Consider the following 15,202-nt stretch of genomic DNA (forward strand, 5'->3'; position numbering starts at 1 on the left):
CTTTGCGACAAGTCAATCCGTTCCTACCCGCCGTAGACTCGTCGCCGTGAAAGAAAAACGGCCTGTTCCAAAAAGAGAAGTCTCAAGGCTGAGTATTTAATCTACGCCTGTGAGAGGAAAACGACAAGCGAAGTTTTTCTTTCCGCAAAACTGAACGTTTTAAAAAGTACCACCCTGAGGAAAGCTGCTAGCGATTCGGTGCGCGATTGGGGGATTTGGGTAGGGTCCGCTGTGAGGACCAATTCGATCGCGCAACGAGCCGCAATACCGTCCGCAACCTTGCAAGATTAACATAGGTGCACGCAAGGCCATTGAACCGCAGTAGTCCGATGTGCGGTCCGATGTGCGGACCCTACCCCAGCATTTCGGTGATGGTCGCTCGAGCGACTTCCATCGCTTCGGGGAGTTTTTTGGGATTCTTACCGCCCGCTTGGGCCATGTCCGGGCGACCGCCACCGCCGCCGCCGAGCACCTTCGCCACGGGGCCGATCCACTTACCAGCGCTGATGCCGCGATCTTGCAGGTCTTTGGAAATGCCCGCAATGAGTGTGACTTTGTCGTCACCCGCAGCGCTGGCAAGCAGCACAGCCGAGGGGGAAGTCTTCTGGCGAATTTGATCGATCAGCTGACGCATCAAATTCTGCTCGATACCCGGCAGGTCGGCCACAACCAGCGTGGTACCGCCGACGGTTTCGCCCTGTTCGAGCAAACTTTCCGCGGTAAGCGGGCCGCTCTGCTGGCGCTGGTCCAGGCGTTTGTCGAGGGCAGTGACTTCCGTCTGCAGTGCCTCGATGCGATCTGCCACTGCCATGGGTGCAACCGAAAGCAAGCGGGCAGTTTCCGTGAGCGCCTGCTTCATTTCCGTGTCGGTCGTCGCTGCCTCTCTGGAACCCGGAGTTGATCCCGGGGCTGCCGGTGCAGGGGCTGCTGGCTTCTCGGCTTCCCCGCCGGTATCCAAAGCTTTCTTCAGCTGGCGGCGGCGATCCGAGAGTGCTTGCGCGGCAGCTGGTACATCGGTGGGGCCGACGCGCAGTTTTTCTGCGGCGGCGGTGAGCGCTAGTCCTATTTGTTCGCGATATTCTTTCGCCTTCTCGCCGGTGAGCGCGACAATTCGTCGTGTGCCTGCCGACACCCCTTCTTCGGAGAGGATCTCAAACGAGTCGACTTGGTTGGTGTTGGTGAGATGCGTCCCGCCACACAGTTCGCGACTCACAATGCCGCCAGCCAGTGGTCCCATCGAAACCATGCGCACCGGGTCGGGGTATTTCTCGCCAAAAAGCATCATGGCACCCTGCTCGCGCGCTTCAGCCAGCGGGAGCGTTTCCCACTTTACGGTCGCGCCGCTCTCGACATGCTCGCGCACATCGCTGGCAATTCTGGCAAGTTGCTCCTGCGCGACGGGTGAGAGATTAGTGAAGTCGAAGCGCAGCCAATCGTTATCGACCTTTGAACCTTGCTGCTGAGCATGGGAGCCAAGATGCTTTTGCAAGGCGAGGTGCAACAGGTGGGTGGCCGAGTGAGCGCGGGCGATGGCATCGCGACGAGTTTCATCGACGGAGGCTTCCGCCGACGCGCCGGTGGTCACGCAACCTTCGATGACGTGCCCGTGATGGATCACCAACGAGCCGTCTTTCTGAACATCTTCCACTTTGAACACAAATCCGGGGTCAGATGCGCTGAGAATCTGCCCCTGATCGCCCACTTGGCCGCCGCTCTCTCCATAGAACGGCGTGCGGTCGAGTACTAATTGGACCGGGATATTTGCCGCATCGGCTGCGACCTCCTCGACGAGTTTCGCATCGTCCCCTTCGCCGGCAATAATGCCAAGCACGGTTGCTTCGGGCAAACTGGTCGCCTCGTAGCCGAGAAACTCAGTAGCGCCGAGAGCCTGCTTGAGTGAATCGAGCGGACCCTTTGCCCCCATGACGGTGTGCTGCACCTTGCCAGACGCCTCGCCATGCTCGGCCATCGCTTGGGCGTAGCCGTCCCAATCGAAGGCGAGTTTTTGATCGGCGGCGAGTGCTTCGAAGAGCTCGGGCGGCACTCCGTAGGTTTGATAGAGCTCGGCTGCGACCGAGCCTTCCACCTTCATGCGATTAGCTGATTTCATCTCGTCGAAAACGCGGTCAATTCGATTGAGCCCCGCATCGATGGTGCCAAAGAAGTTCGCCTCTTCGCTCTTGATAACGCTGGCGACGCGATCGACCGTTTCAGTGAGTTCTGGGTACCCGGCCTTCATTTGCTCAACCACAGCTGGGACGAGTTGATGCAGGAACGGTTCGCTGAGTCCCATTTGATGGCCGTCGAGTACTGCGCGTCGGAGCAATCGCTTCACGACATACTTTTCTTTATTCGCGCCAGGGTAGACGTTTTCGTGGACGGCAAACGTGCAAGCGCGCACGTGATCGGTAATCCTTCGGCAGCGCCGGCCTGCGTCGGAATCGAGTTCGTACTTCACGCCGCAGACTTCAGCCGCGGCTTCGACGATGGGCATGAGAATGTCGATATGGTAATTGGTCGGCACGCCTTGCAGGGTGGCGGCGGTGCGCTCGAGCCCCATGCCAGTGTCAATGTTCTTTGACGGTAGCGGGCGTAAGTTGTCTGGTGGATCGCCGACGCGATTGAACTGGGTGAACACGAGATTCCAGATCTCAACTTCCTTGCCGTCGTTGTCCGTGTAGTAGATTTCGCTGCAAGGGCCGCATACGCCATCGGGGCCCAGGCTGGGCGCGCTGGCGGGCCAAAAGTTTTCGTCCTCTTCCATGCGGGTGATCTTGCTGGTGGGTAGACCCAGCTTCTCATGCCAGATGTCGGCCGCTTCGTCGTCGTCCTTGTAAACAGTCACACTCAAGCGTGCGGGGTCGAGGCCAAGCCATTTCTTGTCGGTCAAGAATTCCCACGCCCAATGGATGGCTTCGCTCTTGAAGTAATCGCCAAAACTGAAGTTGCCGAGCATCTCGAAGAACGTGTGGTGATACGCCGTGCGGCCCACGTTATCGATGTCGCCGGTGCGCAGGCATTTCTGGCATGTGGTGGCGCGGGTATAGTCGAGCTTTACCTTGCCGAGGAAATGATCCTTGAACTGGTTCATGCCCGCAGGTGTGAACAAGACGCTAGGATCCCAGGTAGGCACAAGCACGTCGCTGGCGACACGAGTGTGCTGCTTAGTTTCGTAGAAGGCAAGGTACTTTTCACGAAGTTCGTCGGTTTGCATCGATAATAGTCGGCAGGGGGCAGTCGGCAGGGGGCAGTGCGAGCCGGGGCGTCCCCGCCCCCGATGCACCGCTTATCGGTAAACCACCCATCATATCGCGGCGGGGAGATTTGGACTACCGAGGGTAAGAGAGCAAGCAAAGCGCGGCGTGAAGGGTCGGCTAAGCCGCAAGCGGTAGTGTGAGGGTGGCTACGGCACCACCTTCAGGGTGATTCGCCGCTTCCAGGTATCCGCCGCCAAGTTGCTTCGCGAGACGGCGACACAGCGCCAAGCCCAGCCCCACGCCAGGGGCGGTTTCGGCGGCTTTCTGGGCACTCTTGCTGAAGGCGGGAGCACGGGATGCAGAACGCTCAGACTCGTACCCGGGGCCATGGTCGCGGACGGCGAACGCGACGCTCCGGCGACCAGGTTTGGTCGCGGCTATTTTCCCCTGTAAGTGGATACGTTTGTCTTCGGCGCTGCGGGCATACTTCGCCGCATTGTCGACTAGATTGAAGAGTATCTGCTCGACGACGCCGAGATCTGTCTGTATTGGCACATCGGCTACGGCGGGATCGACCTCGACAACCAACTCCATGTCTGCGAGTTTCGCGCGGTCGGCTAGGCGTTTTTCGAAGCGCTCGATCAACTCGCCAGGCGTGGTGCGATCGTCAAGCGACGGTCCCCTACCCCGTTCGAGCCGTGCGTAGCTGAGCACGTTTTCAACGAGGTGCGAAAGGCGTTCTGATTCGACACGCAATGTTTCCAGGTACTTCTGGCGTCGTTCGGCTTGAGGAACCATGCCACCGGCGAGCATCTCGGAATACATGCGAAAAGTGGTAAGCGGCGTGCGCAGCTCGTGCGTGACGGAAGATACGAACGCAGCTCGGCGTTCACTCAAAGCGAGCACGCCCCACAACAACCCGGCGACCGCCCCCAAGGCCAGCAGCACGGCAGCGGAGCTGAGCAACAGCATGCTAATCATGGCGTCGTTGGGTTGGTAGACATTCTTAAAAAGCGGAAGCTGCAGCTGCACAGGCAGGCCGGCCAACATGCGAGTCGGATCGCCCGCTTCGGGATCGCTCAGGGGAACAAGGTCGGCCTGCGGGAACAGGTCTTCCACCTCGTCGAGCAACTCCTTCTTGAGGTTCGCCCAATCGAGCCAACTGCCTTGCACGAGCATCTGGCCGTTGCGCCGAATTCGACGTGCGAGCAGCAACTGGTCGTTCATCCACAGCGGTCGACTCATACTCTCGACAACGCTCGCGCTGCCGTCGGTCGCAGGAATCGCTGCGGGGGCATTGATCGCGCTCCCATAGCCACGTTGCTTACTGAACTCTTGACGCGCTTGTTGCTGGTACCGTTGCTCCCGCTGCGCGTAATCCCCTCCTTTGCCTTTGCTTGCGACTTTTGGCAACGCGATCTGCTGGGGAATGTCCTCTTCTTCGTTCTTGTCCCCACTTTCGTCTGCAAACGGATTGTCGCTGTAGCCACCGCCGTTGCTGTAGTTCCCTCCGTACTCTCGGCCAAAACCGTCTCTGGACTGGTTTGTCGACGGGACAGATGGCGGGGGAAGGTTCGGTGTTGGCATCACCGCTACATAGTTCCCCTGTTCGGGTAATTCGCCAATCAGTTCCGGCAAGTCGATCTTCGCAGCCAACTGATCAAGTCGTTTGCGATTGTCTTGAAGTTGCTCTAGCGAGGGGCCCGGTGCCTGTAGCGCCTGCTTCTGGTTTGCCTGTCGCCGGTTTGCCTGCTCGGGGGACTGCTCAATCGGGACTTGTGGCGAACGCCAGTTGCCAGCTGGGTCGGCCTCGAAATTGAGGAACACGTTGTACGCAGGGTTCACGAGAGTCGATTGAAGTGGTGATGCCTGATAGACACTGGGCTGGTAAGCGTAGCTCGGGCGGGCCGTTTCTTCTGCGATCAGCGGGGCGAGCTTGGTATCCATGCGCCAGAGAGCAAGCCGCACGTTTTGGTCGCGCTGGGAAAGCATCTCTGCCTGCCAGCGCAAGCGGTCGGCATCGTAGGCGCGCATGATGACCCAGGCCAGCGTCGCGAGAACGACGAGCGAGCAGAGTGCGTAGATGAGCCAAACGTTGCGGGGACGCATATTTCGTTGGGTCCGCTGTGTGGGCCGTTGACTGATGGTTGATAATAGGAGAATCGATTTAGGGTATCGTGGTCCGCACAGCGGACCCTACGGACCTCCTATCATATACCCTCGCCCGCGCACCGTAGCGATTGCTTCTGGCCCTAACTTCTCTCGTAACCTTGCGACATGCATATCGACCGTACGGGTGCTAATGCCACGGGCGTCGATTTGCCAGACGTTTTCTAGCAGCTCTTCGCGGGGCACGGCGCGTCCCTGGTGACGGGCTAGGTAGCGCAGTAGATCGCATTCTTTTTCGGACAGCTCGGTGCGGGTATCCTCGGTGATAGCTTCGCTGCGAGCAAAGTCGATACGAGTGCCGCTCAGGTCTAGTTGCTGGACATCGGTCGGGCGACTTGGCGAGCGCCGCAAAACGGCTTCCACACGGGCGAGCAGTTCAGTGACACTGAATGGTTTCACCACGTAGTCGTCGGCCCCCAGCTTCAGTCCGCTTACGCGATCGTTCTCCTCGCCACGCGCGCTGAGGATAATCACCGGTAAAGTGGGTTTCGCATTGCGAACGGCAGCGAGGATTTCAAGGCCCGTTTTGCCAGGCAACACCATGTCGAGTAGTAGCAAGTCGAATTGCCGGCGCAGTGCTGTGTCGCAACCCTTGGTGCCGTCGCCTTCTTCAAGGACCTCGTGCCCGGCGTAGGTGAGCGCATCGACGACTCCGCGTCGGATGGCGCTGTCGTCTTCGATGGTGAGGATCGTGGGCAAGGCGGTGTGGGATGAGGGGATAGTGATTAGGGAATCATAAGTTTGCAGGGCTCGTCGAGTGGAGCGAGGCGTACCAAGACCCTTATTTGTGGTACGCCTCGCGGAGCTCAGCATGCACTACGGCCTACTTGCCGAACTCGCCGCCATACTCCCCGAGGCGGCTTCGTTAGTCGTTCCATTTCGCCGACTTCACTACTTTAGAGGATTTCAGTTTCAAAGCCACTTCAGATCTATTCAGCCTAGAAGGCTGAGCGACTTTGCCAGCTCCTTCCAGCGCGGTGTACACGTCTGCTGGGGCGAGGCCCAACCAGGGGTCGCTTGACGGGGTGAGGAATAACTCCGCATAGACCTTTTCGTTGAGCTGGTCGAAGTCCTGGGGTACGGTACCCTCGGCGAACCAGCGGTGGATCTGGCGGTGTAGTTGGTATTCGTTCTTAACGGTGTCGAGAGCGATGTCTGTCTCAAACTTTTGCACGAGAGCGAGAATTGGGTCTTCGATGAATCGCTTGCTCAGGGCGCGTCGCATGGCTTGTTCGGCATTTTCGTGCTCTTTGCGAATGATCGCAACGCTCGACTTGTCGAGCTTGGTTTCTTCACGATGTAGTGCAGCGATTTCCTGCCAATGGGGGTCAGCAGTACGTTGTTCAAGCCGTTGAGCCAAGGGGGCAAGTCGTTGAAGCATGGGGACCTCCGCTCTTCCTTTTGCCAGGGCACGATCAGCAGCGGCCAGTGCTGGTGGTGGCGTAGAGGATTTGCCAGGTGCCGCGTGTTGGTTGGCAACTACTTTAAGCAGTGGCGCTTCGACGGCAAATTTGCCGCGCGCCACAGGTGCTGCTTGTGCAGCTGTTGGAAGGGAGTTTGCCTGCCGAGGATTCGGCTGCATGCTAAAGCCAGTGGCCGGACTGCCTGAATTGAGTTTGGACAAGTCTTGTTGCCACGCTGTCAGAATTGCTTGCTCGCGCTGTTGGTGATAGGCGGCCAGAGTTCGTTCAGGCTCGGGTCGGCGCATGTTTGGATAGTTGTAGCTTAGTTCTTCCACACGATCCAACCACTCGACGAACGCCTTGGGGCTGTAGAGACCGGGAAGCACGTCCAGCGGCTTGCCCGCGGGAGTCAACACGTAGTGCGCACTGTTGCCGGTGATGGTACGCTCTAGCTTTCGTCCATCGCCAAAATCGATCGTGACTTTCGGCACGGGGCGGACGGTTTTCCAGTGCAGTATGAAACGCTCGCGCAAGACGGTGCTGATTGCTTCGTTGGAGTAGAGCGTCGTGCGGAAGAAGCGGCTGTTCGCGCAGCTGTACTCGTCGGTGAGTTTGCCTAGCATGCGTAGGCTGAGGATCGGTTTACCGGACTCTTTGGCGGCGGTTTGCGCAGCTTCGAGATCGGTGTACCAGTAAAGCTTGCTGACAGCGGCACCGCGTTGGGCGGCGATACGATCCAATGCGGCGTGCCAACGCTCGACTGCTTGTTCAGAGCGACCCTTTTGGCCGCGGCAGGCATGCTGGAACTGTTTGAGCGCCTTTTCCAATCCGGCAGAACCTTGCTCGCGATGCGCGGTGATGTACGCCTCCGCTTGCTCGACGGATTCGGGGGCGTCATCGTTGAAAACGTTGTAACCGCCACAAGCATGAGCTTGGGTCGCAATGAGTGCTAGAGCGAGTGTGAGCAAGATTCGCGACATAGTGGGTCTCCTTGGTAGGGTCCGCTGTGCGGACCAAGTGAAGGGGTGACAAGTTAGGTCGTAGGGTATCGCCGAGTGGAGCGAGGCGTACCATGAACAAGGTTTCGGTATGCCTCGCTCCACTCGGCAGTACCCTACAAATTTTTGGTCCGCACGGCGGACCCCACCTCTGTATCATACGGTCGAATTGGGGTTTGCTTTGTAACGGGTGTGTAACTGACTTCCGGCGTTGCTCTTTATGGACCACGAATTATGCGAAGAACACGCTAGAATAATCCCATGAACGAACCACCCGCATTCACCCGCGAGCAATCGCGGCGTGTTGATGAAATCGCGATCAACGAGTACGGCTTCTCGGGACTAGTGCTTATGGAAAACGCTGGACGAGGGGCGTGTGAGACGTTGTTGGAGTTTGATGCCTCTCTTAGGAAAACATTATTGACAGACATGACCGGCTCGGAGACGAGCCGGCTCGCGCCTGAATTGGATGCTCAGGTTGTGATTTTGTGCGGAAAAGGGAATAACGCGGGAGATGGGTTTGTGCTGGCTCGTCACTTGTCAATTCGTGGCATCGCAACAAAGGTCCTACTCCTAGCCCCGCCTCATGAACTGCGGGGCGATGCTTTGACGAACTATGCGATTCTCAAGCACAGTAGCCTAAAGCACGCCGGCCCTGCTGTGATTGATCTATCTCAAGGTGATGACTTTGCAAAGGCACTCGACCAGCACACAGGCAGCGCGAAGTGGTTGGTCGATGCCTTGCTGGGAACAGGAGCAACAGGCGCACCGCGTGCGCCCTACGACAAAGCGATTCGCTGGATGAACGCGCAGGAGGCGAAGCGATTGGCCCTCGACCTGCCGACTGGTTTGGATTGCGACTCTGGTATTCCCGCTGATCCAACCGTACGGGCCGATCTCACTTGCACTTTTGCTACTAGCAAGGTTGGCTTTCAAAAGCGGCAAGCGACGGAGTTTCTGGGAGAGGTATGCGTCGTTTCGATCGGAGTACCACAAGGGCTGATCGAGGCGATATCGACGTGACAAGACCACACTAGAGAGAGGCATTGAATCCTACAGCTTGCGCTGGGGGCTCAGGGGTACTCAATGAACAGCATAATAGCCCTGTAAGCTTCATTGTGGTTCGCAAGCTCTACGATTCGCCCTTACAATCGTTACAAAGCGGTTTTCGGCTCGTCACTACATCACTGCAGAAAGCCGTAAGCTAGAGTTCTAGGTTAGCCCTTTCATACAAAGTCTCGGTAGTTGAAAGGCACTCACAGGACCACACGATGCCCATCGCCCTCAAAACCCAAGCTGACGCTGCGCAAGACGCTTCGGACGATTACGTACCGATCGCGCTTGACGCGTATCGCCTGACCCAGCGGCAAAATGTGGATGTGTACTGTCGTCTGACGGGGCAAAACGCTTACAAGCTGTACGCCGGCAGGACAAGAAGAATTAAAGAGCATGACTTCGCCGAACTACAGAAGCGTGGGCACAGTACGCTGTATTTTGACCAGCACGCATTTGATGCCGTTTCCGAAGAACTCTTAGGCCGATTAGAAACGATTCTTGCGGACGAGAATGTCGCCACCGAACAACGATTTGCCGTGCTGCAAACAGCAGTAGCGGCAGAAGTAGATTCGGCATTCCGGCTGACCAACTGCGACAAGTTCGTCGGGCTTGCCAACAAAATGGGCACACAAGTTGCGAGCTTGCTACGTGGTGGAAATACTGTGCCTAGCGAGTTGTTTCAGATTGGCCAGCACGATGCTTACACATTCATGCACGTAACTAATGTAGCTGGCTATGCAGTTGTACTTGCCGAACACATGGGCATTTCCGATCCAGCAGAACTGGAGCAAATCGCCACGGGGGCGATACTGCATGATGTGGGTAAACGGCGCGTCCCGGCTGAGATATTGAAGACCAAAGGTCGGCTCACCACGGAGCAACGCGCCGTGATTGAAGATCACCCTCGCTTTGGCTATGAAGAACTTTGTGCAAGAGACGACCTGTCGCTCGCACAACTCATGATGGTCTACCAACATCATGAGAAGATTGACGGTACCGGCTATCCGGTACGAGTGGGCGGCGATGAAATACACCAGTGGGCGAAGCTGATTGCAGTGGTCGATGTGTTCGACGCGCTCACCAGCAAACGCCCTTACCGACGACCGGCAGCACTGGCGGACGTTCTTGGTTTTCTGGAGGAAGGCTCCGGAACACACTTTGACTCGGAGATGGTCCGATGTTGGATCGATGCATTTCAACAGAGCTGATGCCGACGCTGTGGCGGTCGCTTCCTTCCCAGGCCATGCTGCCGTTGGGGGGCGCGGAATTCTATGGGGCTGATCGACTGCAGCCCGCTTTACCGGATTCACGTCGGCAATACGCGCGCCTGAACAACCGCGTACCAGCCATTCTGAAGCTGAATGACTCGCACCACGCAATCTACATCCGCGACGCCTCAAGATTAGGCATGGGCCTCTACTCGCCGGTTCAGCTGTTCCCGCTCTCGGAAGTTCGCATTTGGCTGCCAGACCAAGAGCCGCTGAAAATGCGAGTACGTCGCTGCTTAAAACAGCAGCGCAACTGCTACCAAGTGGGTGTGCAGTTCACCGAAGGGCCGCTAGCAGCAGGCTTGTTCCGTAAGTTGTTTATGTCGACGGTTGGACGGAAAAACTGAGGCAAGCAAGCTCTCAAGTTTGCCCTTCCTCACGCTTTTACCTGCCTGCACTTGCATTCGGGTCGGGGGTTGTCGAGTCTTCGCTCCGCGAGTCTTGCTGCCCTACCTCTCGATTTGAGCGTACTTCGCAACTGCGGTCCTTTATTGTAAGGCTTCCCTGCAAGATTCGCGGAGCGAAGGCTCGTCATACTCGACGCGGAGCGGATCGACAAACGGTTTTTCATTGACCGAATCTGCTGGAGCACTCAGAATACAGGGGGTTATCAATTATCCAACAAATCTCAGTCAACCAAACGTCGGAACAACATACTATGGACAGCCGTGAACTTCGTGAGACGCTGGAGTCGCTCAAGCGCGAGCTTGCCAATTCCGAGAAACTCGACACGCCCACGCGAGAATCACTGGAAGAGCTATCGGCAGAAATCCACCGACGGCTCGATGGCACTTCAGACGCAGGCGACTCGCCGACAGGGGAGGCTTCGCTCACCGATCAATTGCAAGATTACCTGCTGGAGATTGAAGCCGAGCATCCGAGACTCACCCGCGTAGTGAATCAAGTGGCAGCGGCGCTAGCGAATTTGGGTATCTAGCAACCATTTCGCAATGAGACTACGGGGCAAGTCGCTCCAGCACCCACGCTTTTCCTTCCTTGCGGTAGCGAATGCGATCGTGCAGCCGGTTGGGGCGGCCTTGCCAGAATTCGATTTCGGTGGGCACGACGCGATAGCCGCCCCAGTGCTCGGGCACGGGAATCTCTTTTCCTTCGTGCTGGGTTTCAAGTTGCTGCATCGCGGTTTCTAACGCTGCGCGGTTGGGCACAAGGGAGGATTGCTGGGAGACGATTGCGCCGAGTTGGCTGGCGCGGGGACGAGCGTGGAAGTACTCCTCGCTTTGTTCGCGCGAAGTCTTCTCAACGAATCCCACAATGCGCACTTGGCGTTCGAGAGGGCCCCAGTAAAAGGTGAGCGACGCGTGCGGGTTGGCGGCCAGTTCGGTGCCCTTCTGCGAATCGTAGTTCGTGAAGAACACAAAGCCGCGCTCGTCGAACGCTTTGAGCAATACGATCCGGGCGCTGACGCTGCCGGCTGGGGTGGCTGTTGAGAGCGTCATCGCATTGACCTCAAACCAGTCGCCCGGCGAGGCCGCCTTAGAGGCCTCGAACCACGCAGTAAACTGCTCGAACGGCGAATCGGGGCAATCGGCCTTGGAAAGCCCGGCGCGCTGATAATTCCGTCGCATGTCTGCCAAAGACGAGTTGTCGCAGGGAGAGTTCTCTGAGGAAGAGATCTCCGGGGACTGAGGTTGGCCACTCATATTAAGACTCGGCAAGTTGCGCTCGGGAATTTCTTACGCTTGGTAGATTGGCTGTGAAGTGTCAATTGTAGCGGAGAATCTTTGTCACGTGTATTGGACCCCTGAACCAATCTCTCCCGAGCCGACAGGCGTCAGCCGTCGGGTGGTACTTTCTCACGCTGCTACCCGGCGTCTCAGGCCTGTCGGCTCGAGAAACGTTGTGCCTCTCGACTCGGGGCTCGGTAGGTTGCTTTGCACAGTTCGGCGTGAGATACTGATATGCTACGGTTTGCCGCCGCTCAAGATCGCGATTTTTGTTCCCCCTACCTGATACGAGGCCCTCTGCGATGAAGACTATCCTTTCCGTGCTCGCACTCGCCGCTGCTTGTTGCGTGACAACGACTGCCCAGGCCCAAGTTGTGACTTACTACCGTCCCACGATTAGCCCCGTCATGGCACCACGTGCGGTGTATTACGCACCAGCTCCTGCGCCAGTTCGCACGGTGAGCTACTACGCCCCAGTGGTAGAGCCGGTGGTCGCCCCTGTGGTCTACGAACCAGCCGTACGCGTGCGTCAGCGATATCGTCCCATTCTCGGTGGAACCGTCACGCGAGTTCGTCATGGCTATGTACCCTCGGTTTATCCGATCGTGCGTTATTAATTGCGGGAGATTGTAGACCGGATCGAGTGGAGCGAATTCCGGCCACCCTTTGCCTCTAGACTCTTGACACTAGACTCTCATCGTTCTTCATGGCTGAACTCAAGACCTTTCTGTTTACGGACATCTGTGGTTCGGTGCGTCTCAAGAACGAGATGGCCGGCAGCAGTGTGACGGAGCGCGATCTTGCGTTTATCCAAACGGTGCTCACGCCCCATCGGCAGCGGATTGAGGGTCGGCTCATCGAAATGGGTGGCCGAGTGGTTTCTACCGCCGGCGATGGGCACTTCCTGGTGTTCGATAACACGATCCAAGCGGCGCAGTGGGCTGTCGCAGTACAGGAAAGCCACCGCGACGAGCCCATCATGCTGCCAAGTGGCGACCACGTTGAAGTGCGCATGAGCGTACATGTGGGTGTGCCGCAGACCGACCCGGGCGATGTGGATAACTTCGTCGGCAAGAGCGTGGACTACGCCGCGCGGCTGAACGACTACGCTACCGGTGGGCAGATTCTGGTAAGCCGCAGTGTGATGGCGATTCTAGACGACGTAGGGCTCGACGGGATTCGGCTTTACCTACAAGGGCGACGAGAGCTCAAGGGTATTGGCCTAGTCGAAGTTCACGAACTGCTCTACGACGATGTCGGCCCTCGTACGATGCGCAACGAGCCGAAGAGTCACTCCAACCGGCAATGGACCGTGATCCCCACGATGGGTTTCGGCGAAGATGAGGGGGATGGCGGCGTAGCTGTTGTTGGTTCGGCGATTAAACAGGTGGGCAATTACGTGCTGGAAGGCCAAATTGGCGCCGGTGGCATGGGCGATGTGTACAAGGCTCGCCATAAGCAGTTTGATCGCGTGCGGGCGGTGAAGGTCATCAAGCCACAATTCGTAGGCCGCGGCCACGGGGAGGTGATCAGCCGGTTCTATAACGAGATCAAGGCTGTCGGGAAGTTGGAGCACAAGAACATTGTCGTAGCAATCGACAGCTCTGCGCCGACCGACCGAGTTCACTACCTGGTGATGGAGTACCTGGACGGCGTAGGACTGGATGACTTGGTGGCGCAAGTGGGCCCCCTGGCGACGGCTGACGCGTGCGAGATTATTCGCCAAGCGGCACAAGGCCTAGAGTACATCCACAAGCACGACATGGTACATCGCGACATCAAGCCGTCGAATTTGATGCTGACGCTTGTGGATGCGGACCAACTGCACAGCGATTTATCCAAGCCTGAGAACAACGGCGACGGACTGGGTGTGGTGAAAATCCTGGATCTCGGGCTCGCACTATTGGCCGACCAGGGTAACGAACGGCTTACGCGCTATGACAACAAGGCAATGGGCACCGGCATGTATATGCCGCCGGAACAATGGCGCACGACGAGCGTAGATATCCGGGCGGACATTTACAGCCTGGGTTGTACGTTGTATCACTTGCTGGCGGGCCACCCGCCGTACGTTGACTCTGACTTGCGTCCTGAGAAAGCCCACGAGAAAGAACCCCTGCCGACGATTCGCAACGCGAACATTCCTCGAAAGTTGTGGGATGTTCTTAAAAAGATGACCGCAAAGCGGCTGAGCGATCGCTATGCGACGCCCACTGAAGTGGTGACGGCGTTGGCACCTTTTCTGGAGGGGCACGACTTGGCAGGCTTGCGTCACCGGTACGATGCGACGCTGGGCGAAACGGTTGCCAACGGTCAATCCCATACACCGACTCATGGCAGAGCTCCTTCGCGGCAAGACACGTTGTGGTCGAAGGTGCGCAGCGGTTCGGGGAGTATTTACCCGACACGTCGCTGGATGCTCAGCACGGCGTTTCCGCTTCTGGCGATGGCAGTCATGTTGGGCGGTGCTGTTTTGCTGCAGCAGCGAAACGCAGGGCGGGCAGCTGAAGAAGCGGAGAGAAACGCGCGCGATGGCCTTGCGATTGTGGCACGCAACGCGGCGCGGGTAAATCTTGCCCCCCAATTGGGAGAACGCTTTGAGATCCTCGCCGCAGCGGCACGCGACCCCGCTTTGCGAGAGGCATTACTTAGGATCAACGAGGATCCAGACGACGCCTCGTTGCGCGCGGCGCTACAAGATTGGATCACGAAACAGTATAGCAACTCTAGCGAAGAAGCTCCGGCGGAAAGTTGGTTTGTGAATTGTTCCAACGGCATCCAGGTGGCTCGCTTCCCCTCAAAAGATAGCATCGGCAAGAACTTCGCCTATCGCAATTACTTTCACGGCGGCTCCGTTGATCTTAGCGAAGAGGAAGCAAAGCGTGCCAAGCCACTTATTGATCCCAAGCTCTCAGCAGTTTATGAGAGCAGCACTAGCCACAAGTTAAAAGTTGCGTTCTCGATGCCGATCTGGAACGCTCCCGCCAGTGGAGAGAAGCGTGACGTTCTCGGCGTGCTGGCCATGTCCGTTGATTTAGGTTCCTTCGAAGGCCTGGAGGCGTCGCTGCGAGGAATTAACCAAGTCGTGCTGGTGGATACGCGACCCGATGCGGTCGCCGGGAAAGCAGGCGAGGGGCTGATCCTCGACCACCCTTTCTACAGCCACAAGGCAGATCCCGAGAATCCACCACGTGTGAGCGACGAAGTGCTTGCAAAATTGAAAACCGCAACCACTAACGGCGATGGCCAATTCCTGAATGGCTACACCGATCCACTTGCCGAGAAGAAAGAACAACTTTTCTGGGGTGCCTACGAACCGGTGGAGGTTACGCTAAAAAGCGAAGAGGACCGTAAGCTATCTACCGGCTGGGTAGTGCTCGCTCAGGCTGAGGTGTTTGAATAACGCGAGTAGCTGAGCCGAGACGC

Annotated in this window: 11 protein-coding genes; 6 read left to right on the top strand and 5 right to left on the bottom strand. The window is 57.6% G+C overall.

The window, feature by feature from the left end; genetic code table 11:
• Positions 1–352: 352 nt before the first annotated feature.
• The 4 genes from alaS to HG15A2_RS18935 all read right to left on the bottom strand — a co-directional run bounded on the left by alaS (position 353) and on the right by HG15A2_RS18935 (position 7,749).
• A complete protein-coding gene (alaS, locus tag HG15A2_RS18920; RefSeq protein WP_145062264.1) occupies positions 353–3,214 on the bottom strand; it encodes an alanine--tRNA ligase in 2,862 nt (953 codons plus the stop codon).
• A 160-nt stretch (positions 3,215–3,374) separates the two neighbouring features.
• Positions 3,375–5,306: a sensor histidine kinase gene (locus HG15A2_RS18925; RefSeq protein ID WP_145062265.1), complete on the bottom strand. Its 1,932-nt coding sequence runs from the start codon at positions 5,304–5,306 to the stop codon at positions 3,375–3,377.
• Positions 5,307–5,393: 87 nt separating this feature from the next.
• Positions 5,394–6,065: a response regulator transcription factor gene (locus HG15A2_RS18930; RefSeq protein ID WP_246117789.1), complete on the bottom strand. Its 672-nt coding sequence runs from the start codon at positions 6,063–6,065 to the stop codon at positions 5,394–5,396.
• Between the two features lie 166 nt (positions 6,066–6,231).
• On the bottom strand, positions 6,232–7,749 hold the full coding sequence (locus HG15A2_RS18935; protein ID WP_145062269.1) for a thioredoxin domain-containing protein: 1,518 nt from the start codon (positions 7,747–7,749) through the stop codon (positions 6,232–6,234).
• 279 nt (positions 7,750–8,028) lie between these two features.
• On the opposite strand from HG15A2_RS18935, the gene HG15A2_RS18940 reads away from it, so the two are divergent.
• The 4 genes from HG15A2_RS18940 to HG15A2_RS18955 all read left to right on the top strand — a co-directional run bounded on the left by HG15A2_RS18940 (position 8,029) and on the right by HG15A2_RS18955 (position 11,028).
• Positions 8,029–8,790, top strand: a complete 762-nt coding sequence (locus HG15A2_RS18940; RefSeq protein WP_145062271.1) for an NAD(P)H-hydrate epimerase — start codon at positions 8,029–8,031, stop codon at positions 8,788–8,790.
• Between the two features lie 248 nt (positions 8,791–9,038).
• Complete coding sequence (locus tag HG15A2_RS18945) at positions 9,039–10,031, top strand: HD-GYP domain-containing protein (protein WP_145062273.1); 993 nt, start codon at positions 9,039–9,041, stop codon at positions 10,029–10,031.
• Complete coding sequence (locus HG15A2_RS18950) at positions 10,001–10,438, top strand: PilZ domain-containing protein (RefSeq protein ID WP_145062274.1); 438 nt, start codon at positions 10,001–10,003, stop codon at positions 10,436–10,438. Before HG15A2_RS18945 ends, HG15A2_RS18950 begins: the two co-directional genes overlap by 31 nt.
• 311 nt (positions 10,439–10,749) lie before the next feature.
• Complete coding sequence (locus HG15A2_RS18955) at positions 10,750–11,028, top strand: DUF4404 family protein (protein WP_145062276.1); 279 nt, start codon at positions 10,750–10,752, stop codon at positions 11,026–11,028.
• A gap of 19 nt (positions 11,029–11,047) precedes the next feature.
• Here HG15A2_RS18955 and pdxH read toward each other — a convergent pair whose 3' ends face one another.
• Complete coding sequence (pdxH, locus tag HG15A2_RS18960) at positions 11,048–11,752, bottom strand: pyridoxamine 5'-phosphate oxidase (protein ID WP_145062278.1); 705 nt, start codon at positions 11,750–11,752, stop codon at positions 11,048–11,050.
• A gap of 326 nt (positions 11,753–12,078) precedes the next feature.
• Between pdxH and HG15A2_RS18965 the strand changes: the two genes are divergently transcribed.
• On the top strand, positions 12,079–12,393 hold the full coding sequence (locus HG15A2_RS18965) for a hypothetical protein (protein ID WP_145062280.1): 315 nt from the start codon (positions 12,079–12,081) through the stop codon (positions 12,391–12,393).
• Between the two features lie 89 nt (positions 12,394–12,482).
• The gene (locus HG15A2_RS18970) at positions 12,483–15,179 is read left to right on the top strand and encodes a protein kinase domain-containing protein (protein ID WP_145062282.1); all 2,697 of its coding nucleotides are present in this window, start codon (positions 12,483–12,485) and stop codon (positions 15,177–15,179) included.
• Positions 15,180–15,202: the final 23 nt, after the last annotated feature.

Origin of the sequence: Adhaeretor mobilis, from assembly GCF_007741515.1 — a bacterium.
GTDB classification, from domain to species: Bacteria; Planctomycetota; Planctomycetia; order Pirellulales; family Lacipirellulaceae; genus Adhaeretor; species Adhaeretor mobilis.